18 protein-coding genes and 2 pseudogenes are annotated in these 24,149 nt (G+C 60.7%); 9 read left to right on the top strand and 11 right to left on the bottom strand.

The genetic code is table 11. From position 1 onward, the window contains the following. The first annotated feature begins 19 nt into the window (after positions 1 to 19). A complete protein-coding gene (locus D7S86_RS16305; RefSeq protein WP_121087920.1) occupies positions 20 to 925 on the top strand; it encodes an amidohydrolase family protein in 906 nt (301 codons plus the stop codon). Between the two features lie 114 nt (positions 926 to 1,039). On the opposite strand, the gene D7S86_RS16310 is transcribed toward D7S86_RS16305, so the two are convergent. Both D7S86_RS16310 and D7S86_RS16315 read right to left on the bottom strand, forming a co-directional pair. Beyond that, on the bottom strand, positions 1,040 to 1,975 hold the full coding sequence (locus D7S86_RS16310) for an electron transfer flavoprotein subunit alpha/FixB family protein (RefSeq protein ID WP_121087921.1): 936 nt from the start codon (positions 1,973 to 1,975) through the stop codon (positions 1,040 to 1,042). A gap of 16 nt (positions 1,976 to 1,991) precedes the next feature. Then, positions 1,992 to 2,741: an electron transfer flavoprotein subunit beta/FixA family protein gene (locus D7S86_RS16315; RefSeq protein ID WP_121087922.1), complete on the bottom strand. Its 750-nt coding sequence runs from the start codon at positions 2,739 to 2,741 to the stop codon at positions 1,992 to 1,994. Between the two features lie 186 nt (positions 2,742 to 2,927). Between D7S86_RS16315 and D7S86_RS16320 the strand changes: the two genes are divergently transcribed. Beyond that, complete coding sequence (locus tag D7S86_RS16320; RefSeq protein WP_158601994.1) at positions 2,928 to 3,746, top strand: SDR family NAD(P)-dependent oxidoreductase; 819 nt, start codon at positions 2,928 to 2,930, stop codon at positions 3,744 to 3,746. 1 nt (position 3,747) lies between these two features. On the opposite strand, the gene D7S86_RS16325 is transcribed toward D7S86_RS16320, so the two are convergent. Next, positions 3,748 to 4,494 (bottom strand): GntR family transcriptional regulator, encoded by a 747-nt coding sequence (locus D7S86_RS16325; protein ID WP_158601995.1) that lies wholly within the window; start codon positions 4,492 to 4,494, stop codon positions 3,748 to 3,750. A 319-nt stretch (positions 4,495 to 4,813) separates the two neighbouring features. Then, positions 4,814 to 6,160 (bottom strand): MFS transporter, encoded by a 1,347-nt coding sequence (locus D7S86_RS16330; RefSeq protein ID WP_121087925.1) that lies wholly within the window; start codon positions 6,158 to 6,160, stop codon positions 4,814 to 4,816. A 391-nt stretch (positions 6,161 to 6,551) separates the two neighbouring features. Here D7S86_RS16330 and D7S86_RS30230 point away from each other — a divergent pair. Beyond that, positions 6,552 to 6,702, top strand: a pseudogene (locus D7S86_RS30230) (transposase); the annotation flags it as partial. 81 nt (positions 6,703 to 6,783) lie between these two features. Here D7S86_RS30230 and D7S86_RS16335 read toward each other — a convergent pair. Then, positions 6,784 to 7,698, bottom strand: coding sequence for a LysR family transcriptional regulator (locus tag D7S86_RS16335; protein WP_121087926.1), 915 nt, complete (start codon positions 7,696 to 7,698; stop codon positions 6,784 to 6,786). 208 nt (positions 7,699 to 7,906) lie between these two features. On the opposite strand from D7S86_RS16335, the gene D7S86_RS16340 reads away from it, so the two are divergent. After that, positions 7,907 to 8,773, top strand: coding sequence for an NmrA family NAD(P)-binding protein (locus tag D7S86_RS16340; protein ID WP_121087927.1), 867 nt, complete (start codon positions 7,907 to 7,909; stop codon positions 8,771 to 8,773). Between the two features lie 112 nt (positions 8,774 to 8,885). On the opposite strand, the gene D7S86_RS16345 is transcribed toward D7S86_RS16340, so the two are convergent. The 3 genes from D7S86_RS16345 to D7S86_RS16355 all read right to left on the bottom strand — a co-directional run bounded on the left by D7S86_RS16345 (position 8,886) and on the right by D7S86_RS16355 (position 13,116). Further along, positions 8,886 to 11,246, bottom strand: coding sequence for a TonB-dependent siderophore receptor (locus D7S86_RS16345; protein ID WP_158601996.1), 2,361 nt, complete (start codon positions 11,244 to 11,246; stop codon positions 8,886 to 8,888). A gap of 331 nt (positions 11,247 to 11,577) precedes the next feature. Then, entirely contained in the window at positions 11,578 to 12,567 is a 990-nt protein-coding gene (locus D7S86_RS16350) for a FecR domain-containing protein (RefSeq protein WP_121087929.1), read from the bottom strand. Positions 12,568 to 12,585: 18 nt separating this feature from the next. Next, complete coding sequence (locus D7S86_RS16355) at positions 12,586 to 13,116, bottom strand: sigma-70 family RNA polymerase sigma factor (RefSeq protein WP_121087930.1); 531 nt, start codon at positions 13,114 to 13,116, stop codon at positions 12,586 to 12,588. 764 nt (positions 13,117 to 13,880) lie between these two features. Between D7S86_RS16355 and D7S86_RS16360 the strand changes: the two genes are divergently transcribed. Then, a complete protein-coding gene (locus D7S86_RS16360; RefSeq protein WP_147432362.1) occupies positions 13,881 to 18,869 on the top strand; it encodes a beta strand repeat-containing protein in 4,989 nt (1,662 codons plus the stop codon). Positions 18,870 to 19,006: 137 nt separating this feature from the next. Here the strand turns inward: D7S86_RS16360 and D7S86_RS16365 are convergent, their stop codons facing one another. Then, on the bottom strand, positions 19,007 to 20,041 hold the full coding sequence (locus D7S86_RS16365) for an MDR family NADP-dependent oxidoreductase (protein ID WP_121087932.1): 1,035 nt from the start codon (positions 20,039 to 20,041) through the stop codon (positions 19,007 to 19,009). 181 nt (positions 20,042 to 20,222) lie between these two features. On the opposite strand from D7S86_RS16365, the gene D7S86_RS16370 reads away from it, so the two are divergent. The 4 genes and pseudogenes from D7S86_RS16370 to D7S86_RS29175 all read left to right on the top strand — a co-directional run bounded on the left by D7S86_RS16370 (position 20,223) and on the right by D7S86_RS29175 (position 23,038). Next, complete coding sequence (locus D7S86_RS16370; RefSeq protein ID WP_121087933.1) at positions 20,223 to 20,834, top strand: TetR/AcrR family transcriptional regulator; 612 nt, start codon at positions 20,223 to 20,225, stop codon at positions 20,832 to 20,834. A 64-nt stretch (positions 20,835 to 20,898) separates the two neighbouring features. Next, positions 20,899 to 21,072, top strand: a pseudogene (locus tag D7S86_RS16375) (tyrosine-type recombinase/integrase); the annotation flags it as partial. A gap of 323 nt (positions 21,073 to 21,395) precedes the next feature. Then, entirely contained in the window at positions 21,396 to 22,535 is a 1,140-nt protein-coding gene (locus D7S86_RS16380; protein ID WP_158601997.1) for an AAA family ATPase, read from the top strand. After that, entirely contained in the window at positions 22,532 to 23,038 is a 507-nt protein-coding gene (locus D7S86_RS29175; RefSeq protein ID WP_147432363.1) for a hypothetical protein, read from the top strand. The genes D7S86_RS16380 and D7S86_RS29175 overlap by 4 nt, the downstream gene beginning before the upstream one ends. Positions 23,039 to 23,254: 216 nt before the next feature. Here D7S86_RS29175 and D7S86_RS30235 read toward each other — a convergent pair whose 3' ends face one another. Together D7S86_RS30235 and D7S86_RS30240 are read right to left on the bottom strand one after the other, a co-directional pair. Further along, positions 23,255 to 23,683 carry a hypothetical protein gene (locus D7S86_RS30235; RefSeq protein WP_240648222.1) on the bottom strand — a complete coding sequence of 143 codons (429 nt, stop codon included), beginning with the start codon at positions 23,681 to 23,683 and terminating at the stop codon, positions 23,255 to 23,257. Between the two features lie 115 nt (positions 23,684 to 23,798). Further along, positions 23,799 to 24,020, bottom strand: a complete 222-nt coding sequence (locus tag D7S86_RS30240) for a hypothetical protein (RefSeq protein ID WP_240648223.1) — start codon at positions 24,018 to 24,020, stop codon at positions 23,799 to 23,801. Between the last annotated feature and the right edge of the window lie 129 nt (positions 24,021 to 24,149).

Genomic DNA, 24,149 nt, shown 5'->3' on the forward strand with positions numbered 1-24,149 from the left:
GTCATTGGAATCTTCGTTTATGTCCGAGCCGTTGCCGCGTGTCGATTGCCACTATCACCTGTGGGACGTGGATCGCTATGCCTATCCGTGGCTTGCGCCCGATGCGAAGCGACCGATCCATCTGTTCCCGGACCTGTCTCCGATCGCGCAGTCATACCGGATCGACCACTTTCTCGCCGATTGCGCAAAGTGGAACATCGTCAAAAGCGTCCATGTGAACGGCGGTTACGATCCAACGGATCCGGTCGGCGAATCGCGCTATTTGCAATCGGTCGCCGACGTCTACGGACATCCGCACGGATTTGTCGCGTATGCGGACTTGCGCTCGCCCGATCTCGACGCCCAGCTTGCCGCGCATTGCACGTTTGCCAATATGCGCGGCGTGCGTCATATCGTGAACTGGCATCCCGATCCCGCGCGCACCTTTGTCGACGAGCCCGATTTGCTCGACGATCCGGCCTGGAACGCGGGCTTTGCGCGACTGTCATCGTACGGATTGTCCTTCGATCTGCAACTCTATCCGTCACAGATGCGACGGGCCGCCGCGCTTGCGCAGCGTTTTCCCGATACGCTGATCGTCGTCAATCATTGCGGCATGCCGCTCGAACGCGATCGCACGGGGCTCGCGCAATGGCACGACGGCATGCGCGCGCTTGCCGGATGTCCGAACGTGGCGCTCAAGATATCGGGACTCGGCATGGTGGATCCGCAGTGGACGGTCGATTCGATCCGGCCTTTCGTGCTCGATGCGCTCGGGTACTTTGGTACCGATCGCGCGATGTTCGCCAGCAATTTTCCGGTCGACAAACTCTATGGCAGTTTCGACGTGCTGTACGAGGCGTTCGATACGCTGACGCGGGATCTCGACGACGACGCGCGTCGCAATGTGTTCGGCCGCAATGCCGAGCGGTGCTATCGAGTCTGATGCGAATGACCGGCAGCCGTATCGCATGAATACGCCGGCAAACGCGGGTCTGCGCGCGATCCGTCGTCGACTGTGTGAATAAAAGCGGCCGCACGCGGCGGCCGCTTTTACGCGCTACGACAACGCGCGGGTCAATTCAGGCACCAGTTCGAACAAGTCTCCGACGATGCCGTAGTCCGCGACCGCAAAGATCGGGGCTTCGGGATCCTTATTGATGGCGACGATCGTTTTCGAATCCTTCATGCCGGCCAGATGCTGAATCGCGCCGGAAATTCCGACTGCGATATAGAGCTGAGGCGCAACGATCTTGCCTGTCTGTCCGACCTGAGCGTCGTTGGGCGCATAACCCGCGTCCACGGCCGCGCGCGACGCGCCGAGCGCGGCGTCGAGCGTGTCCGCGAGCGGTGCGAGCAAGGCCGTGTAGTTTTCGCCGCTTCCGAGTCCTCGACCGCCGGACACGATCGTCGCGGCCGATGTCAGTTCAGGGCGGTCGAGCTTCGTGACTTCGCGGCTGACGAAAGTCGAGAGGCCGGTATCGGGCGCGGCTTCCACGGAAGAGATCGACGCGTTGCCGCCTTCGGAGGCGACGGGATCGAAGTGTGTCGTGCGCACCGTCACGACTTTGATGGGATCGATCGAGCGGACGGTAGCGATCGCGTTGCCCGCATAGGTCGGACGGTCGAACGTGTCGGGCGCGCGAATCGCGACGACGTCGCTGATTTGCGCGACGTCGAGACGCGCGGCGACGCGCGGCGCGATGTTTTTGCCGTAGGCGGTCGCGGGCAAGACGATGTGCGTGTACTCGGCGGCGATGGCCGATGCGGTCGCTTCGACGTTTTCGGCGAGGCCGGCTTCGAGCTGCGGCGCATCCGCATGGCGCACGCGCGTGACACCGGGAAGACGTGCAACGGCTTGTGCGACGGTATCGGCGCGATGGCCGGCGACGAGAACGTCGAGCGATTCGCCCAGTTGCTTTGCGGCGGCGATCGCGTGAAGCGTTGAAGGTTTGAGGGATTGATTGTCGTGTTCCGCAATGACCAGGATCGTCATCTTGTTTGTCTCCGTATCAGAGCGCCTTGGCGTCCGTTTTCAGTTTGTCGATGAGTGTCGCGATGTCGGGCACCTTGATGCCCGGTGCGCGTCCTGCGGGCTCGGCGACGTTGAGCGTTTGCAGGCGCGGCGTCACGTCGACACCGAGCGCGTCGGGCGTCAGCGTCTCGAGCGGCTTCTTTTTCGCTTTCATGATGCTGGGCAGCGTGACGTAGCGCGGCTCGTTGAGGCGCAGGTCCGTGGTGATCACTGCGGGCAGCGTCAGCGAGAGGGTTTCGGCGCCGCCGTCGATCTCACGCGACACGGCGACCTTGCCGTCCGCCACCGTGACCTTGGAGGCGAATGTGCCCTGTGCGAAGTTCGCGAGCGCCGCGAGCATCTGGCCGGTTTGATTCGAATCGTCGTCGATGGCTTGCTTGCCGAGAATGACGAGGGACGGTTGCTCCTTGTCGACGAGCGCCTTGAGCAGCTTTGCGACGGCCAGCGGCTGGAGCACTGCATTTGTCTCGACGAGGATCGCGCGATCGGCCCCGATCGCGAGCGCCGTACGCAGGGTCTCCTGCGCCTGCGCAACACCGGCCGATACGGCGACGATCTCGCTCACGATGCCGGCTTCCTTGAGCCGTACGGCTTCCTCGACGGCGATTTCATCAAACGGATTCATCGACATCTTCACGTTCGACGCGTCGACGTCCGAGCCATCCGATTTGACCCGGACCTTGATGTTGTAGTCGACGACTCTTTTGACTGCGACCAGGACTTTCATACGCTCCCGCAAGAAATATGGACGAAGGGACCGATTCGAGAAAATCGGTTGCGTGAATTGTATCTTAGAAACTAGTATCCCAGTTATGCGTTGCACGAAAGCCGTGGCTGTTCAACTCGGAGCGCGGCCGCGCGGCGCACGACAACATCGAGGTCCGAACACGGACGAATACATGGAGAACGGGCAGTGAATACGAACGAGTCGTTTGCAGGGCAGGTGATTGCCGTGACGGGCGGAGCGCAAGGGATCGGGTTGGCGATCGCGCAGCGTTTGGCGTCGCATGGCGCAACGCTGGCGATCGCGGATATCAACCTTGAGAAGGCCGAGCAAGCGAGCGCGCAATTGCGCGCAGCCGGCGGCGAAGCCATGGCTTTGCAGGTCGACGTGACGCAACGTAGCGCGTGCGAGCGGATGGTCGCCGACATCGTCGCCCGGTTCGGCCGGCTCGATGTGATGATTTGCAATGCGGGCGTCGTGCAGGTCAAGCCGTTTCTCGAGATCGACGAGAAGGATTGGGACACGGTTCTCGGCGTGAACGCGAAGGGGGTCTTCTTGACAGTGCAAGCCGCCGCGCGACAGATGCGCAGCCAGACGCCGATCGCGCCGAATCGGCCGAAGGGAAAGATCATCAACCTGTCGTCGATCGCGGGGCGCTATGGCGCCGGGCCCATGGCGCCTTTGACGCCCCATTACCGCGCGAGCAAGGCCGCGGTGATCAGCATCACGCAGACGTGCGCGTATGCGCTGGCGCCTGATGTGACGGTCAACGCGATCTGTCCGGGTCTGGTCGAAACGGATATGTGGAAGCAGATCGACCAGCAGTGGACCGAGATCGCGAACTGGAAGAGCGGCGATGCGTGGAAAAGCCGCGTCAGCGCGGTGCCGCTCGGCCGCCCGCAAACGTCCGAGGACGTCGCGGGCCTTGCGGCTTACCTCGTGTCGAAGGACTCCGACTATATGACAGGGCAGTCGGTCAACATGGACGGCGGACTTTCGATGAGCTGAGTCAGCGCGCGTCCGGAGCGGGTGTTTTGCGGCGGCGCTTCGTGGGGCGCTCGCCCAAGGCCGTCGCGTTCGCCGAGATTTGTCCGGTCTCGAACGCGCTCAAATAACTGTCCTGGGTTCGCATGATGTGCTGGGCAAGCAAGGCTTCGATACCCGCGAGATCGCCTTGCGTCCACAACTCGATCAACGCCTCATGTTCATGCAACGACCGGTTGGGTTCGCCGCGCACATGGGCGGCAAGGTACGCGCGCAGCGCGCCGACTCGGCCCGACGCGAGCAAGTAAGCCGAACGAAGGTAGTGGTTGTCGCAATGCGCGAGAAACGACGCATGAAAGTCGTGATCGGCCCGCGCATACGCCAGTTCGTCATGCTGTTTGCGGGCGCGCGTCATCTCCGAATAGGCTTTCTTGAGGCTCGCGAGCGTGGCATCGCGGTGATGCTGCATCGAAAGGCGCGCGGCCTTGACTTCAAGCGTTGCCCGGAAATCGCAGAGTTCGCCGACGTCGTCCGCGCTCGCCGCGAAAACGAACGTCCCTTTCTGAGGCACGATGGTCACGAGCCCTTCGTACTGAAGCGAGTTCAATGCTTCGCGCACCGGTGTTCGGCTCGTGCCGAGCGAAGCGGCGAGCGTGTCTTCCGACAGCGCTTCGCCCGGTGCGAATTCGCCGTTCGTGATGGCATCGCGCAAGCGCTCGGTAATGACGCCGGCAAGCGAGCGGGGACGTTCGATAGATAGAGTGCGGCTCATCGGCAAACAGCGGCGCGAGGTGCGCACGCATCGAGAAGAATGGGGGAGGCAGCCTCCGTTCGGCTGCCATGGGAGATGGTAGCATTTCGCGGGTCGAGACCGGCATGTCGCGTGTTGAATGTATGCGGTTGAAGGTCGCCGCGGCATTCGCGCGGCGCCTTCGATCAGGGCGGTATCCAGAGCGGCATCGTGTCCGTCTGATATTCGAGAAGCGTTGTCGCAGACGGTGACGCTAAGTCACGCCGAACGAAAAGCGAAGTGACGGGCTTCCCTTGATTCCCGATACGAACGACCGGCCCCGCACGCGATGGATGGCCGCTTAGACCACTGGGAAGCCGGCTGCCTCGTGATCGCGCGCGGACGGCGTATCGCGCGACGTCAGCGCGTCGGCGCGGCGCGGAATCAGCGCCACAATCACGGCCGCGAGCACGGCGCCCGCGCCCATCACCCAGAGTCCCGCGAGCGGCGTACCCGCATGCGCTTCGGCGGTCACCTTGAACGTGGGGGCCGCAAAGCCTCCCAGATTGCCGATCGCGTTGACGATCGCGATCCCGCCCGCTGCCGCGTAGCCGCCGTAATAACTCGACGGAAAGGTCCAGAAAATCGGCTGTGCGCTGATCACCCCAGCCACCGAGACACACAAGGCCCCCAAGGCCAGGATCGGCGGCAGATAGCCTGATGCGACCATGCCGAAGCCGGCGCACAGCAGCGAGATGACCGTGAAGGTGCGGCGACGGCCGGTTTTTGCCGCGAGGCCCGGCCAGAAAGTACATGCGGCAAGCGCGCAGAGCCATGGAATCGCCGTGACCAGACTCACCTTGAAGCCGATATGCTGGCCGAGCAGCGAGCCGACGATCGACGGCAGATAGAAGGCCACGCCGTAACCGCAGATCGCGATGCTGAAATAGATCAGCCCGAATTGCAGCAGCATCGGATCGCGCAAGGCCTTGCCGAGTCGCATATGACCTGCCGCGATCTTGGTGGCTTCCTCCTGCGCGAGCGTTGCGACAAGCGCCGCCTTCTCATCCGCGGGCAACCAGCTTGCGCTCGCGGGCTTGTCCGTCAGATAGAAGAATGCGAACAGGCCGACCAGCGACGCGGCCAGGCCTTCGCAGAGAAACATCAGTTGCCAGCCATGCAAGCCGAACAGCCCGTCGAGTTCGAGCAGTCCGCCCGACAGCGGGCCGCCGACGATGAAACAGATCGGCTGACTCAGATAAAACAAGCCGATGATCCGCGCGCGTTCGCGCGCCGGAAACCACTGGCCGAGGTACACCAATACGCCGGGAAAAAATCCGGCCTCGGCGATGCCGAGCAGCACGCGCACGGTCGAGAACGACGTATTGCTCGTCGCGAAAGCGATGCCGGCCGCGAGGATGCCCCACGTCACCATGATGCGCGAGAGCCAGATGCGCGCGCCGACCTTCTGCAACAGAAGATTGCTCGGCAATTCAAAGAGCGCATACCCCACGAAAAACAGCCCCGCCGAAAACGCGAACGCTGCTTCCGTCACACCCGTCGTTTGCTGGAACGCTTGTTTTGCGTAGGCGATATTGGCCCGGTCGAGATAGCCCAACAGATACATCAGAATCAGCAAGGGAATCAGGCGGCGTCGCGTGCGCTGCAAGGCGCGTTGAAGCGTGGGGGAATTCGGGGTCGGCTGCATCGTCGTTCGAGGGTGGGTCTGCGTTCGCCGCGCCCGCGAGGTTCCGGGCACGATCGATCAGACGTTTTAAACCTGTTCAGCTCGCCAAATGGCATTTGCATAGCGCTTACATTTGAGTCGATGAGAGATTGTCGTGTCAACGTATGGTTGACCCGGATATGCGTTATTTGTTCTTTACATTCGATAAAGATGCGCGATCGTGAATCAAAATGTCCTTAAGAGTGCAAAAATAGGTGCGCTTGGAAGTGCGATGAAAGCGATGAACATGACGGGTTCATCGGCTCATTGATGTGTCCCGCGAAATCCGGCCCGCAAGAACGGCTGGTCTGACGACGCAAACCTTTCGGGAAGGGCGGCCGTCCTGAAGCGCTAACGGTTCTCGGTCGAGCAGATCGTCGCGGTGCTCAAGCTGGCGGAGTTGAGCATGCCGATCGCGGAGGTCGCCCGTCAGGTCGGCATCTCGGATGCCAATCTTTTACCGCTGGAAGGAGCGCTATTCGGGGCTCGAATCCGATCGGTTGCGTGAGCGCAGGCAATTGCAATGCCGAGTCGATCGGGCTACGTAGAGAATGTTCTCTTCCTCGTACGTGCGAAAACGGCGATTCGCACGACGTGTGGTTGCGCTAGTGGCTGCCCGTCAGTTTGACGATGAAGTCGAGAAAAGCCCGGGTCTTTGCTGGAACGTGGTGTCGGGATGGGTAGTAGACGTACAAGGGATACCGCTCGTCGGCCCATTCAGGAAAGAGATTGATCAATCGGCCGTCGGCAATTTGAGGCTCGGCGCCGAGCAGGAGCATCTGCGCAATTCCGGAGCCGGCGAGGCAGGCGTTGAGCAAGGCCCCCGGATCGTTGACCGTGAGACGTCCGCGGGTGTCGACCACGATGCGTTTTCGCTTGCGGTGGAATTCCCACGGGAATGGCTTACCCGTCTCCGGGTTACGAAACTCAAGGCATCTGTGGCTTCGGCTTTCAAGGTCCTGCGGTTTTGCCGGCCGTCCCCGACGAGCGATGTAAGAGGGCGCCGCAACGGTCACAACGCCGGTATCGAGAAGCTTTCTCGCGATGACGCTAGACGCCTTGGGTTCGCCGAATCGCACGGCGAGGTCGAAACCGTCCATGACGAGATCGCCAAGACTGTCTCGCGCGATGAACTCGATTTCGAGTTCGGGGTACGCGTCCATGAATGCATCGAGATGTGGCCCGAGGATCGTTCGGTAGAAGACGGGATCCAGATTGATTCTCAGCTTTCCTCGCACTGTTGACGCGCCGGTTGCCGCGGCAGCGGCGGCTTCCTCCAATCCGGCGAGATGGGGCATGACCTGCTCGTAAAAGCGGCGACCCTCTTCGGTCAGTGCGACGGAGCGCGTCGTACGATTGAACAGCCGTATGTTCAGTCTTTTTTCCAGTCGGGCAATCGCCCGACTGATGCCCGGCGGCGTCATGCCCATGATCTCTGAAGCGGCAGCAAAGGTCCCCGCATCCACCACGGCGGCGAACACGCTGATGCTGCCGGACAGCTTCTCGCTACTCGATCTCATGGTTGCTCAAGCTCGTGCGGGTGACGGAAGGGGGCCGATCAACAGAAGGTCAATGCGGCACTGCTGCAGCGCGCGGCCGTGTCGGACATCTGCATCGATCATGACGAATTCGTGATTGGATGTCACTAATGTGATGCCATCCATGTCATTTCGTTTCTTTTGGCGTTTATCCAGAATGGGTCTCAGATCCAAACATGGAGAACGAGCAATGTATGCAATAACAGGAATGACCGGCAAGGTTGGCGGTGCGGTGGCCCGCGAGCTGCTGAGGTCCGGTCAGCCGGTGCGCGCGGTCGCGCGCGACGCGACGCGGGCAGGTTCATGGGCGGAGCGCGGCTGCGAGATCGCGACGGCCTCGATGGAAGATGTTTCGTCGCTTGCCGCCGCGTTCGAGGGCGCGACGGGCGTTTTCATCCTGCCTCCTTCGGAGTTCGACCCTGAGCCAGGGTTTCCCGAAGCGCGACAGGTGATCGAAGCGGTGTCCGCGGCGCTGTTGAAGGCTCGTCCTGAAAAAGTCGTTTGCCTGTCGACGATCGGCGCACAGGCAAGCGAGGTGAATCTGCTGACGCAGCGTACGCTGATGGAGCAGGCGCTGCACGAGATGCCGATGCCGGTGACGTTCCTGCGGCCGGGCTGGTTCATGGAGAACGCCGCATGGGATGTCGTGTCCGCACGCGACGACGGCGTGATCGCGAGTTATCTGCAACCGCTCGACAAGCCTGTGCCGATGGTCGCCACCGCGGACGTAGGGCGCGTTGCGGCCGGACTGCTTCGGCAAGCATGGCAGGGTGTGCGCGTCGTCGAGCTTGAAGGTCCGCGCCGGGTGACGCCCAACGATCTTGCATCGGCTTTCGCGCGCGCACTAGGCCATCCGGTGCGCGCGGAAGTTGTCGAAAGGCAGACCTGGGAAGCGCTGTTCCGCGCGCACGGCATGAAGCACCCTTTGTTCCGCATGCGCATGCTGGATGGATTCAACGAAGGCTGGCTCGATTTCGAAAGCCATCCTGACGATATCGTGCACGGCCGCGTCGAGCTGGATACGGTGCTGGGCGAACTATTGTCGCGTTCAATCTGACCAGAACCGATAGGGCGACTCGTGACCGACGACGCGTCGGTCATGAGCGCGTTGCACGATTTCTTCAGGCCGATTGAGTCGAACCCAGCTCGGTGGGGTGACGATGCGCGGGTCAGATCCGAGCGCGCAAGGTCATCATGACCTGGGCTGGATTGCCATAGTAGTTGCCGTTACCAATTTCGACAGCCGACCAGTACTTGCGATTGAAGATGTTCGTCCCGCTCAGCGTGACGGACAGGTTCTTCGAAATCTCGTAACCCACGAGCGCATTGAAAATGGCGTAGCCGCCCGCCGTATCGTGGTAACCGCTATCGAGCGAATACATGCCGCTCTGGACGATCGCACCGCCCCCGATATTCCATTTGTGCCACGGCCCAGGCAACTGATAGTTGGTCCACGCCTTGAATTGATGCTTGGGTTGCCACGAAAAATTCCCGCCCGTCGTGAGACTGTCGTCGAGGGCGCGTGCGTCGACGTACGTGTAGCCGGTCTGAACAGTCAAGCCCGGCAATACTTCGCCGCTTGCCGTCAGCTCGAAACCCTGGCTGCGCGCCTTGCCCGATGCAAGATAAAAATTCGGGTGCGCCGGATCTTCGAACGCACGGTTGCTTTCGTCGATCTGGAACAGGGCGATTCCTGTGTTGAGTCTGCCGCCGAAGTACTCGCCTTTGATACCGACTTCGAACTGACTGCCGACAACCGGCTTCAGAATCCCTCCGTCGAATGACGTATAGGAAGTCTGCGGTTTATAGATCGACGTATAGCTTGCGTAGGCCGTGTAAGTGTCGTTGATGTCGTAGACGAGACCCACCAGCGGCGTGAATTTCGGACCCGAGGAATCGTGCGAATACGTGGTGCCAAACGCGTTGTAGTAGGGATTTGAATCCGGCGTCACCGTCGAATTCCACCAGGTCGCCTGGGCTCCCAGGACGAGCGTCAGCGGATCCAGAATGCTGATGCGCGCGTTGGCGTACAGCGCGTACTGATTCGATACGGTCGTGTAGTTGCTCTGCGGGCCGCCCGCAAATGCGTCCGAGTAAATCGAATTGTTCAGAATGCTGGCGGTGTAGTCGCCGAAAATATCGAGTCCGGTATCAGGGTTGATCAGGTATTCATACGAGCGATCACGCTGATGCAGATAACTCGAGCCGAGCGTCAACTGATGTTTTCGGCCCAGAAGCTCGAAGGGACCGCTGACAAACGCATCGAGCGAATCCTGCGTGTTCTTGTCCGCATAGCTCAGACTGTACGGATTCCCGATCATCGTCGTGGGGTCCACATACGAATTCGGGATACCGTAGGCGGCAAAACTACTGTATTGCACGTGGTTGTAGGCCACTTTGGCCTTCCAGTCATCGGCCAACTTTTGCTCGACCTTGACGAATTCGCTCGACTTTTCCAACTGTGTGTAATTCCAACTTGCACCGAGATACAGGCTGCGAGGCACCGAGATCGGAGTGTGATCGGTGGACACCGGTAGCCCATACATCTCGTGACCGAACTGCTTCGTATAACTCGCTCCGACACGCGCAGTCATGGTCGACGTCAGATCGGCTTCCAAGGTGCCGAATACCTGCTGGTCGCGCTGCCAGGTTCCGTCCTGCATCAAATGCTGATCGTGCTGCATCGCGACGACGCGAGCGCGCAGGGAGCCCGACTGATTCAGCGGGCCGCCGATATCCAGTTGCTCCCGATGATCGGCATAGTTGCCGATGCCGACATCGGCCGACGCCTCGAACGTCGACGGCGCGCGCTTGCGCACGAGATTGATGGTGCCGCCATCGCCACCGAAGCCATTGAACAGGCCAGAGGCCCCTCGTAGGACTTCGATGCGGTCGTACATCGAAACGTCTTCGTCAGGCGCGCCGACGCTGCTCGAAGTGAGCGCGGTGGGAACGCCGTCCAGCTGGAACGTCGTAATGGGAAATCCGCGGGCAATATACGAGGTCGTCACCGAGCTCACGGGCAGCGCTTCGATACCTGGCGTATAGCGCATCACGTCTGCGAGCGTAGAGGCGTTCTGCTGCTCGATCTGCTGTTGAGTGATCACGCTGACCGATTGCGGAATCTCTCGCTGCGCGACAGGAATCTTCGAGCCGACCGTGCTCGGCGGATTGAGCATTTCAGCCTGCGACGCCGCGCCGTCCGAGCGACCGACGACCGTCACGGTCGGAAGACTGCCCGCATCCGTCGACATCGGGGCAAGCGAATAGCTGCCATCGTCCTGGCGAAGCGCCTGCAGGCCGGTGCCGCTAAGCAGCGAGTCGAAGGCACGAGGCACCGTATAGTCGCCATGCACGCCAGGACTCGACTTGCCCGCGGTGATCGAGCCCGGCACGCTCAACAACACGTCGGCCTGGTCGGCCAACTGGCTCAGGGCCGTCGCCAGGGGGCCACTCGGCACATCGAAATGCTTGATCGGATCGGCCGCGGCATGTGAAGCGGGCGACTGCGCATGCGCGGTCGTTCCCACGGCGGCCCCGATCGATAACACACCCCATAACGCGCAATGCGCCGCGATCGCGATGGGACGGCGGATCGGATGTGTGACGGCGCGATGCATATTCGTTGGCAGCGCCGGAGAAATCCCGGCAGGGTTGGAAGAGCGCGAAAACAGGCGGCGCATGGCGGAGCGTTCCTTCAGGGTCAATTGGACAAGGAGAGGTCCATCACCCGTCGCGTCTTGCCCAGTCACTGACGTGCACGCCCATGTCGCGCGGTTCCGAATGGCCCTCTTTCACATACGGAATCGAACGAGACCGGAAAATGCGAACCGATTGTGGAAAATAATTTCGCAGCGGCGCTCAGCGCGGCACGAGCGTGGTCCACCAGGGCAATGTGTGTTGGACGCGCAGCGGCAGATCGCGCTCCAGCATGGCAAGGGCGTAATCGGTGTCCGTGGCCGGATACCGGCCCACCACCTTAAGATTGGCGATCTCCGGCGCGACCGCAAGATGACCATGCCGATAGCGAGCAAGTTCTTCCACGAGTTGAGCGAGCGGGATGTCTTCCGCCAGAACAACGCCACGTGTCCAGGCCTCGCGTGCTGGGTCGACGGCTTGCGATTCGGAGATCGTGCTGGATGTGAAATGGCATTGTTCGCCCTGCGCGATGACGCGTTCCGTTCCGGTGATGGTACGAATCCGCACGCGTCCTTCGTAGACGGCAAGCAAGGTCGACTCCGGTCGAAGCCGCACGGCAAATCGAGTACCGAGCGCCTGCATGCGGCCGAAGCGTGTTTCTGCGTAGAACGCTCGGTGTTGCGGATCCGGGGCTGTCTCGATCAGCATCTCGCCAAGCTTCAACGAGACTGAGCGTTGGTTCCGGTCGTATACGGAGTCGACTGCGCTATCGGTGTTCAGCCAAAGACGCGTGCCGTCAGCCAAAAAGATCTCGCGCTGCTCTCCGGTGCCCGTGTGGTAATCGGAGCGCCATGCCGTGACGACGTCCCCCAGTGGCGTATGGCGCCAACCCAGCCAAGTGAGCAGTCCGCTCCCGCTGAGCGCCGCGACGGCGGCCAGCGCGCGTCGGCGCCCGGTGCCGCCGCGCATCGCCGCTTGTACTGCGGCGGCTGCGGCATCGCGGTGTTCCTCTACACGCATCGGATCGAAGCGACGGCTGACCGCTTCGATATGCTGCCAGGCACGGCGATGCTCGGGACGAGACTCGAGCCAGACCTTCCACGCGCCGAGTTGCGTATCCGTCGCCGCGCCTGCATGGAGCGACGCATACCACTGCGCCGCCTGTTCCAGGCTCGCGTAGTCGGCGCGCACCTCGTCATTGTTGTCCCGCATGGCTGTGTGCTCGTGCCGTTAAGGACGCATCAGTCCCGCGTCGAAGAGGGCGAGTTGAAGCACCGCGTTGGCGAGGTGCTTCTGGACCATGCGTCCCGAGATGGCAAGCTCCGCCGCGATCTCGGGCGTGGAAAAGCCATAGATCTGTGCCAGCACGAAGACCTGTTGTGCCTTGGCCGACAGTTTGCCGAGCAGCGTGCCGACTTCCAAAATCGTTTCGATGATCGCTGCACGGAATTCCGGCGACGGCTCGACTGACTCAGGCTGCGCGGCAAGGGTGTCGAGCCACGCTTGCTCGATTTCGCGGCGACGCCAGTGATCGGTGCAGATACCCTTGGCCATCAGCCGCAAATAGGCGCGCGCTTCTGCCGGTGTCGCAAAACCGCGTGCAGCCGGTTTGACAAGCAGACGAAGAAACACGTCATGGGCAATGTCGCTCGCGTCGGCCGCATTGCCGAGGCGTCGTTGCAGCCAGCCTTTGAGCCAACCGTGATGAGATCCATAAAGGGCGTGCAGATGGGTTTGCCCTGGATATTCTGCAGTCGTCATAGAACGGCTCGGAGAGCGGAGCGCGCTGGATTCGAAAAATGAGAATGATTACCATTTATAAAACATCTGGCAACCCTTTCGTAAGATTCGTGTCAGTCGAGCCACATTGCGCTCCGAGCGGTAGGGCTTCACGATGAAGATGCCGGGGTTCTTGAGGTTCGGTTGTTGCGTGGGGGTCGCGTCGGACCGAGGCCGGCCCATTGCAGCTGTTCCACCTGCGCCGCAACGACATGTTCGAATGTCCGCTTCACTCGCCGTTGCCGGCGCTCGGGACGTTCACGGCGCCTCTACCGTCACTCGGTGCGGTTCCTAAGCGATACGCAAGTCATGACGAGCGCTATGGCTTTGCGACTTGTAGGTTCAACGCTCTACGCCCTTTGCTGAAAACCCGTCTCAGTTCTCCGTTATTCGGCAGAAATTAGCCTCCGCGGAATACCGCGGAAATGCGTGATCCATAAATCGAATTGAAAGAATATCGAAAGCTTGAGTATTTACTATGCGCTCAAAACATCCTAAAACCGAAAATAGACCCGAGACACAAGCTTTGAAACCGAACATCCCCTCCTGATCGTCCCGACGTCCTGATCCCTGAGCGATATCGATCAGCGCGAATGCGCTGCATAAAAGCGGGCGTTTGCAATCGCTCGAAGCTTGTCATGCGCCCGTGGATTCAGAAACCGACGAAGCGTTATTGCTGGCCGGAGCGCGAGTGCAATTTCAATCTCCGATTTTGATGCCGATTGTCTTTTCCGAACGAGGTGGGCGTGAAAGAGTTCATGGGCTTTGTCAAATCAGGCAAACGGATTCGCAGTGATGCGATCACCGCGGCGATCTACATTGCGTTTGGAGTGAGCGCCGGACTCGCTGCGGATGACGCGCGTGCGACGACTTGTACGACGACGGGCACGGTCGTCAACTGTACCGGCGCCGACAATCCGCTCTCGCCAAGCTATACGAACGCGACCAGCGGCATCACGGTCAACACCGATTCGACCACGTCGTTCGGCGTACAGCTCGCCGTCGGCGGGACGGCAATATCGCTGACCGGCAGCAATGTCACCCTAAACAACAGCGGCGTTATTGATCCGGATCTTCTCGGGACATTGAGCATGCTGGCGAACGGCACGGTGATCGGCAACAGCAGTGCCAGCACCATCAACGTGACCAACAGCGGCACGATGAACGGCACCGCACAGTCGGAGTCAGCCAACCTGCCGAGCCTGACCGGCCTCGCGCTGGCCGTGCAGAACGGCGCGGGCGGCGTGAGCACCATCGTCAACAACGGCACAATGTCTTCCACCGCGATTGCCGGCGCGACGGTTGCGACTGCCGACCGCGTCTCGGTGGCCGTATATGGTGGGGGTACGGTCAATTTCACCAACAACGGCACCATCAACGGTCGCATCGGGCTGCAGGCGTCGAGCACCGGTAACACCTTTACCAACGCGGGCAGCATCGTTGGCAGCGTGTCGATGGGCGCCTCCAGCACCAACAAGTTCTATGCGCTGACCGGTTCGTCCGTATCGGCCGGCACCGGAGCGTCCGAGGGCGTGCTCGGCGTCACGGGCCTAAGCCTGAGCTTTGCGCAAGCGGGCATCGTCGACGGCGGCGCAGGCGGCAACAACACGCTGTATCTGGCGCAGGCCTCAGGCGGCCCGGCCACGGGCCAGATCAGCATCGCCAACTACATCGACTTCCAGACCGTCAGCATCACCAGCGGTACATGGACCATCAACGGCCCTTCAGGCGCACTCGCCGCCACCATCTCGAGCGGCGCGACAGCCCTCATCGACAGTGCAACCGGTCTGGGCATGGGCACCGTCACATCCACGGGCGGTACGCTGCAGTCGCTCACCGCGGGCCTTTCGGTGGCCAATCTGTTTTCGCTTGGCGTAGGTGGCCTAGCCGTGTCGGGCGCCAACGACCTGACGCTGTCCGGCGCGATCATCGGCGTCGGCAGTATTTTCGTGTTCGGCCCGACCGTGACGCTTAGCGGTGTCGACACCTATACGGGTGGCACGACCATCGAGGAGGGCACGCTGGCGATCGGCGCGGGCGGCTCGCTGGCGGCCACCGGCGCGGTGAGTCTGGCCGATTCGGGCGCGATCTTCGACATCAGCGCGGCGACCACGCCGCAGACCATCGGCGCGCTGTCCGGCGTGGGCGGCGCTGCGATCAATCTGGGCGCGAACACATTGACGTTCGGCGACGCCACCAATCAAACGCTGGGCAGCACGATCAGCGGCACCGGCGCGCTCGTCAAGGACGGCACCGGCGTCGAGACGCTGACCGGGGCGAATACGTACACCGGCGGCACGTCGATCGATGCGGGCAAGTTGGCGATCGGCGCAGGCGGTTCACTGGCGGCGACCGGCGCGGTGAATCTGGCCGATTCGGGCGCGACCTTCGACATCAGCGCCGCGGGCGCCACGCAGACCATTGGCGCCTTGAGCGGCGTGGCGGGCACCACAGTGGCGCTGGGCGCGAACACGCTGAGCTTCGGCGATGCGACCAACCAGACGCTGGCTAGCACGATCAGCGGCACCGGCGGCATCGACAAGGACGGTGCGGGTGTCGAGACGCTGACCGGCGCGAATACGTACACCGGTGGCACGACGATCAATGCGGGCAAGCTGGCGATCGGCGCAGGCGGTTCACTGGCGGCGACCGGCGCGGTAAATCTGGCCGCTTCGGGCGCGAGCTTCGACATCAGCGCCGCGAGCGCCGCGCAGACCATTGGCGCCTTGAGCGGCGTGGCGGGCAGCGCGGTGGCACTGGGCGCGAACACGTTGACTTTCGGCGGCACCGCCAACCAGACGCTGGCCAGCATGATCAGCGGCACTGGCGCGCTCGTCAAGGACGGCACCGGCATCGAAACGCTGACTAGCACGAATACGTACAGCGGCGGCACGACGCTTAACGCGGGCGGCATCGTCATCAATAACGGATCGGCGCTCGGCACCGGTGCCGTGACCGTCAACAACACGGTGACGCTCGACAGCGCCGCGGCTGTGACGTTGACCAATAACTTCACCCTCAACGGTAGCGTGACCGTTCTTGGCTCCAACGCCCTCACGCTCAACGGCGTGCTGACGGGGGCAGGCAGTCTGACCAAGGACGGTGCGGCCACGCTGACGCTGAACGGCACGAACACCTATACCGGGGGCACGACCATCGATGCCGGCACGCTGGCGCTCGGTGCGAACGCGAGTCTGGCAGCGACCGGCATCGTGTATGTGGCGACCGGCGCGACCTTCGATCTATCGGCCGGCGGAGGCCAGCAGGTGTTCGGCACGCTCGAAGGCGGTGGCACCGTCGATCTGGGCTCGAACCTGTTGACGCTCGGCTCCACGCTGGATGCGACCTATACCGGCGTGATGGGTGGCACGGGTGGCATCCTCAAGGTGGGCACAGGCACCGAAACGATGGCCGGCGCGAACACTTACACGGGCGGCACCTTTATCAGTGCCGGGACGATCGCGATCGGCGCGAGCGGTTCGCTGGCGGCGACCGGAGCGGTCGATCTGGAAAGCGCCGGAAGCGGCTTCGACATCAGCGCGGCGGCGACGCTGCAGACCATCGGTGGTCTGAGCGGCGTTGCGGGCAGCAAGGTCACGCTGGGCGCGAACTCGCTGAGCTTCGGCGATGCAGGCAGCGAGGTGCTGGGCAGTACGATCAGCGGCACGGGCGGTCTGATCAAGCAAGGCAGCGGCACCGAAACGCTCACGGGCGTGAGCACCTTCACCGGCACCACGCTCATCAACGCCGGCACGCTTGCGCTGTCGGGCAGCGGCTCGCTGTCGGCGTCGAGTGACGTGATGCTCGCCAACGCGGGTACGGCGCTCGACGTCAGCGGCACGACGTCCATGGCGAGCATCGGCGCGCTGAGCGGCGTGGCGGGCAGCTCAGTGTCGCTGGGCGCGGCCGGCCTGACGCTCGGCAGCGCCAACGACGCGACGTTTGCGGGCGCGATTTCCGGCGGGGGCGGCATCGTCAAGGAAGGCACCGGCACCGAGACGCTGACCAGCGCGAACACCTTTACGGGGGGTGTCGTCATCCAGGGCGGCACCTTCGCGCTAGGCGCGGGCGGCAGCCTCGCGGCCACGGGAACGGTGAATCTGGCCGCATCCGGCACGATCTTCGACGTCTCGGCAGCGGGCAATCAAACGATCGGAGGCCTAAGCGGCGTGAGTGGCAGCATGGTGAACCTCGGGGGCACCACACTGACCGTGGGTGCCAACTCGACCGTCTTTGCAGGGGCACTCAGTGGCACGGGCACGCTGCTCAAGCAAGGCACTGGCACAACGATCTTGGACGGCAATAACGCATCGTTCGCGGGCACGACTGAAGTCAGCGCGGGCTTGCTCGAAGTCGGTGACATCAATACGCCCGGCGCTGTACTCGGCGGTAATGTCACGGTCGATGCGGCCGGCACCTTGCGCGGGCATGGCACGGTGCAAGGCGATGTGGCGGACAACGGCACAGTGGCTCCGGGTGGCACGATCGGCACATTGACGATTGGTGGTAACTACACGCAGGCGAGCGCCGCGACGCTGTCTATCGAAGTCAGTCCGACGGCCGCCTCACAACTGAACGTCGTTGGCAGTGCTGCGCTGAATGGTGTACTCGCGATCGTCTACGATCCGGGCACCTACACAGCGAAGTCATACACGCTGGTCTCGGCCGGTAGCCTGAGCGGTGTGTTCAGCCAGGTGACGAGCACGGGCACGGCCAACCTCGCAGGGCTCACATCGGCGGTCTCCTATTCGCTGAACGGTGTCGCCTTGACGCTGTCCGGCGTGTCATCGTCGGTCGTCGTCGCGCCGGTCGATACGAGCATCTTTGCTGCGCTCGGCACGTCGGCGCTGCTCGGCGCGCAATCGCAAAACGCGGCCGTGCTTGATCGCCTGGGCGGCGCATCGACCGCGACGCCGGGCGCCGCTGCAGGATGGATCACGGCGACCGGAAGCCAGACGACCGTCGGCGGCACGAATGGCGCACCGGGTTTCCAAGCGGACCGGTATGGCTTTCTGGCCGGGCTTGATCAGAAGGTGGGCGACTACACGGTGGGCGTCGCGGCCGGTTATGACCATACGGCGATCGATGAACAAGACTCGGGGGATTCCGGCACGACCGACACGCTGCGTGCCGCGCTCTACGGTGCGCGCGCGTTCGGCCCGGTGAATGTCGCCGCGACGTTGGGCGTCGGACTTGATTTCCTCTCGCAGCAGCGTGGATTCGCCTCACAAGGCACGGCTGAGGGCGATCACATTGGGCAGGAGATCAACGCCGGCGCGCAAGCGAGCATGCCGATGGCGCTCGGTAGCGTGACGGTCACGCCGCGCGTCGGGCTGCGCTATGCGTATTTCCACGCGAACGGGTTTGGAGAGAGCGGAGCGGGCGGCGAAGATCTGAGCGTCGGTACCGACAACGCGCACAGTTTGCAACCGTATGTCGATCTCACGCTCGACAAGGCTTTCGGTGATGCGCTCAAGCCCGTCAATGTCGAATGGCGCGTGGGCTATGCGCGTGAACTACTCGACGCCAATCGTGCCTTGAGCGTGGCATCGCAGGACGGAACGTTGTTCACGGCGCCGGGTACAAGCTTGCCGCGCGGCTATCTGACGACGGGTTTCAGCGTCGGCACGGAGCTCAAGCGAAACCTGACGATCTCGCTGAACGGCGATGCGTTGATCAATACAACACATGTATCGGCCGAGCAGGGTAGCGTTCGCATGGGGTATGCGTTCTGAACCTGACGTCACGTCAGGTGCAAGCGGGAGAGAGGGCGCCTGCCCCGGGAACGGTCGGGGGGCAGGTCGCTCCTTGGGCTGGGACTTGCAAGAGGCTCAGGCTTCGCGGTTGGAGTCCGCCTCGCTGTCTGCTTTGGCTAGACCTCCACGAGCACGACGCCTTTGAGGCGGCCTGCGCAGGCTGCTTCGAGCGCAAGCGTCGCCCGCTCGATGCCTGCGACGCGTGTCTGCGGCAAACGGATCGCACCGCGACGCAACCAGTCGCCGACCTGCCGCAGCCATGCCGGAAACACTTCCGACGCATGCTCGTCCGCGCTGAATCCGCGTAAGGTCACCCCTTTCAGAATGAGTTGAAACGTGTCGATCTCGACCGGGGCCTTCAGCGTCGCGTTGTGCGGGTTCAGTTCCGCGGTCAAGGCACCCAGTAGCACGCCACGCGCGCCTTCGCGTGTTTGTTCGATCGCGGCGGCCAGTTGTTCGCCGCCCATCATGTCGACGATCACATCGATGCCGTCGGGCGCCGCCTTGGCCAGTTGTTCCCGAACGTCACCGCCATCGCGGGTAATCACGGCGTCGTAGCCGAGCTCTGTACGCATCCAGTCGACTTTCTCGGTGCTACCGGTGCTCCCGATGACACGGCCGGCACCCAGCAACCGCGCGATTTGCGCGGCCATCGATCCGATGGCGCCGGCACCGCTCGTCACAAAAACGGTGTCGCCATCGCGCACGCCAACGGCTCTCGTCAGCGCCGCGTATGCCGTCCAGCCATGGCCGAGCCACGCGGCCGGTTCCACATCGTCATCGTCCACGGTCGTACATTGCGTCGCTGAGACCAACGCGTACTCGCGCCAGCCAAGCGGATGCATGACCCGGCTGCCAACGCGCAGCGAAACACCCGGGCCGACCTTCACGACCTCGCCGATTGCTCCGTCGGCCAACGTGTCGCCGGGCTTGAGCGGCGGAAACGGAATGCCTTTGATGTGCTGCGCCTCCTTGTTGGCCATCAGGCGCGTCGAGATGGAAATACGGAACCAGCGATTGCGCACCAGTATCTGGTTCGGCCCCGGTTCCGGCACCGATCGCTCGACGAGCTTGAAATAATCGGCCTTCAAGTCGCCTTCCGTATTGGCGATCAAGGTGACTTCACGTGAGGTTTGCGGAATGGCTGTCATGACTAGATTCGTTTCCCAGACTCGTTGGTGATGGCAATGGGCGATCCGCCCGCACTACCGAATCCGGCCACAAGGTGTGCAGCGTGTCGGCCTGTGGTCCGCTGTAGAATGCGAGCTTATATTCGTATTTTGATGTGGGGCGTCCGTTTTGAATACTCGTGTTCGGTCGCGACCGGAACCCATGCGCAAAGTGCCGCGCCAACAACGTTCACGCGCGATGGTCGACGCCATCATTGAAGCCGCGACTCGCATTCTTGGTCGTCAAGGTTGGGCAGCCTTCACGACGAACGAGGTCGCGTACGCGGCCGGTGTCAGCGTCGGATCGCTTTATCAGTATTTCCCAAACAAACTCGCGCTTGCGGAAGCTATCCGGCAGCGTCACCTTCAAACCGTGCTCGCCGCACTATCCGATGCGAGTGACTCGCGCGAACCTGTCACGCTCGACCAACGTGTGGGACTTCTGGTCGATGGCGTGATTGCGGCGCACTCGATTGATCCAGCGCTGCATCGGATCCTGCTTGACGAGGTTCCGCTTGTTTCGCGAGAAAATTTCGAGGCGTTCGAGAGTGAGTATCAGCGACGATATCGCTTGGTGGTCGCTTCCAGTCTGGATCGTCGAGACACGAGCGACATCGAGGTGGCGGGGCGCGTGCTCGCGGCGGCGGTCGAAGGCGTGGTGCATGCCGCCTCTCGGCAAGGCAATCTCGCCTCCGCGGCATTGAAGCAGGAGCTTTTCCACATGATCCGTGGATATCTGCGCGCCCGGGGGACGTCGGAAATGCCGGATCGTTGACGATCAGCCAGGGATGTTGAACGTTCTGTCCGGGTCGAAGTTAGGGGGGCTAATCCAGCTTCATGCCAGTCCGCATTGGATAAGGCATACCCATGCATCACACGCGCTCACGCGCGGTACCGAGTTGACCACGGTGCGCGACAATCTTCGACACGCTTCGGTTTCGACCACGTCGATTTACCTCCATAGCGACGATGTGAGACGCTCCCAGCAATTGAAGGGGGTCTTCAGCGGGTGATTGAGGGGACATCGCGGCGTCGCACTCTCATCTGTCGCGCGCTGCTTCGCAAGTGGCGACGTCAATTGGTCTGAGACTAGCAACGGCAAGATCTTGAGCGACCCTCGATCACGGTCCGCCTACGGAGTGCGTGACAACGCCTGCTCGCGAGGGAAGGTATGTGTGCGGCACCTCCACGCGAAACGCCGACGCTCTGGACTTTGTGAGGCGCGGTGTGCGACGAAATCGTCAGAATGAGAGCTACCCACTACGCAATTCTCAAGTTAAACTATCGACTTCCGACAAATTTGTCGATAGATTTCCCATTCGGCTGGAGAGGCACGTTGATCATCGAATTTGGGTTGAGAAATTTTTTCTCCTTCAAAGAGGGCGCGGTATTATCGTTTCGTTTTGACGGAAATACGCCCGAGAACATTTCTCGTGGACAACCATACGCAACGGTAATGGGTATTAATGGCGCCAACGCGGCAGGTAAAACGCAGCTCCTCAAAGGGCTTAATTTTGTCAATTTTTTCGCCGCACGTTCGTTTGCTTGGAAACCCAATGCGTTACTTCCACTTGAGCCATTTGGAAATGGAAAGGACGCAAGCGAATTTTATATCGAATTCATTGCCGGCGACTTGATTTATCGGTACGAATTTGAAGTGACAGAGCATGAAGTTGTGCGTGAAGCGTTGTTTCGCACGAAATCAAAAAAAACGCTCTTATTTGAACGAAAAAAGAACACCGTTGTTAAGTCCGTAAAAGAGCTTGAGGCTATCTCGTCGCTTACATTGCGGAGTAACGTTTCGTTGATCGCAACGGTCAACCAATACCAACTTCCACTTCTTGAAGATGTTTTTGATGTATTGAATCAAATTCAAACCAACGTCGCGTACAGTGGTTTGCACGATCCTTTAATGGATATTAACGCTACTGCCAAACTCCTCAACGAAGCCCCCTATGCCTTGGCATTTGTGGAGAACTTCATCCGTAACTGCGACACCGGAGTTTCGAAAATAGTCATTAAACATCGAGAAGGGGGTAATAATGAAAAAATATTTTTCCCCGTTTTTTTGCATCAAATTGACAATGAAGACTACGCCGTAAGCGCTTTAGGAGAGTCAAGTGGAACAAAGCGCTTGTTTCAAACTCTTCCTGACTACGCCTTGGCACTAATGACAGGTGGTGTGCTGGTAGTAGATGAATTAGATATTCATCTACATCCACACATTCTGCCAAATCTACTGGCGTTATTTACGGATCCGGCGATGAATCCGAGGCACGCACAACTTATTTTTACATCCCATAACGTGAAAATAATGGATGCATTGGGAAAATATCGTTCGTGCGTGGTGGCAAAAAAGGATAATGAAAGTTTCGTCTTTCGTTTAGACGAGGTCCCTGGTGACATGCTGCGGAATGATAGATCGATTGCGAACGTCTACGACGACGGAAAGATCGGCGGAGTTCCTCGTCTATGAAGAAACGAGGTTTTGAGAATAAACAGAAGGCCTCTCATTTTTCCAATATACCAATAACGGGTTTGATGTCGGACGGTGATACTTTGACGTTGCGATGCAAATTCAATTTTTCTTATTTTTGCACGCAAGGAAATCACGGAAAGGCGTTTTCCGATCTTTCCAAGGAGGAAATGGAAGATTTATTCCAGAAACTTTTGGATTTTTGTCGAGCGCCTTTGATGCATTGGCAAAAACAAAAGCATGGTATTAGTACTACGTTGGCGATTTATGAGAAATTTCCGACAATGAGTGATTTTACGCACCCCAAACATGTGCCGCACGACGTTCATTGGGGACGTTTTCGTCTTTCGAAGGAGGTGCGTCTAGTGGGTTTCGTTGTTCCCCCAGACTTATCAAAAGCGTATCATCAAAAAACCAACGTACTGTTTGACTGCAACACGTTTTATATCGTGTTTTTAGATTGTAATCACGGCTTCTACAAGTCAAAAAACAAGGCTTCGTGATACAAGGCCAGTTGCTGCCATTAACACGTTCGACGAGAGCTTAGACAAGTCGCTTCGCAACGCAAATAATGCTCCAAGCAAGTCATTCGGCGAGAGTCAGGCAATCATCCTCAAGCATCCCTCGCTCACAAAGAGGCGGCCCCTCGCTATTCAGGGCGTAATATTGTGCCAAATTTAGTTCCGGGAGCGCCGGAAACTACCTGGGTACGACATGACTTATGTGGTCGCCTCCCATTTGCAAGGAGATTTTGAGTGCGGCGAGGAGGGGGCGGACTTATATCCGGACTCGATCGCGGTTTGTACCCGCCGGCCCCGATGGATTTCGCCGCAAAGGCCGTAATCAGCAGTTGCCGTGAGCACACTCACACCGGGAATCTCTGAGATCCGGCAGCATGCGTCGTCGTTGCGCCGCCACTCGAGAATGCGCTGTTCGATTCGCGCGATTTGCTCGTCAAGCGTGTGAAGTCGTGAAAGCTGGTCCTGCAGGGTGCCTATCAGCATGGCTGACAACTCGTTGACCAGCGACGCCAGCGCTGCTTGAGCGGCCTCGATCGACGCGCGACGGCCTTGCGGCAGTTTCGTACAGTAGTCCACGAAGCTGGTTGATTTGCATGACGCGAGTTCGGACCAGCTGCTGGCGTACATGATGCATCGCAAGCATGGCTTGCTGATTCCGTCTTGACGGCCACGAATCGGATCCCGGGACGCTGAGCGGCCTCCCAGATCGCCTCGGCGTCCGCGGCGTCGTTCTTGTTGGACTTTACAAACGGTCGCACGAATTGCGCGGCGATGAGCTGAACGTCGTGACCAAGCCGTGCCAGAACACGAGCCCAGTGATGGGCACTGCCGTAGGCTTCCATGACAATTCGACTCGCAGGCCGGTTAGCGAAGCCTTGCTGCGGGTCACACCGGTCTGAGGCTCGATGTAGTGAATCTGGAAAACGCGCGTAGCCAGATCAATGGCAATGGTCGTGGGTTCCATTTGAGTCTCCTAGACGGCAGGACTGCCAAAACAACAATCTCGCACGTCCAGAGCGCGAGGCTTCGGCGCGCGGCGATTCGTTAAGGCGGGACGCGACCAGCTTGCCACCAGCCTTCAAAACACGACATT

This window comes from Pararobbsia silviterrae (assembly GCF_003628125.1).
In the GTDB taxonomy this organism is placed as follows: Bacteria; Pseudomonadota; Gammaproteobacteria; order Burkholderiales; family Burkholderiaceae; genus Pararobbsia; species Pararobbsia silviterrae.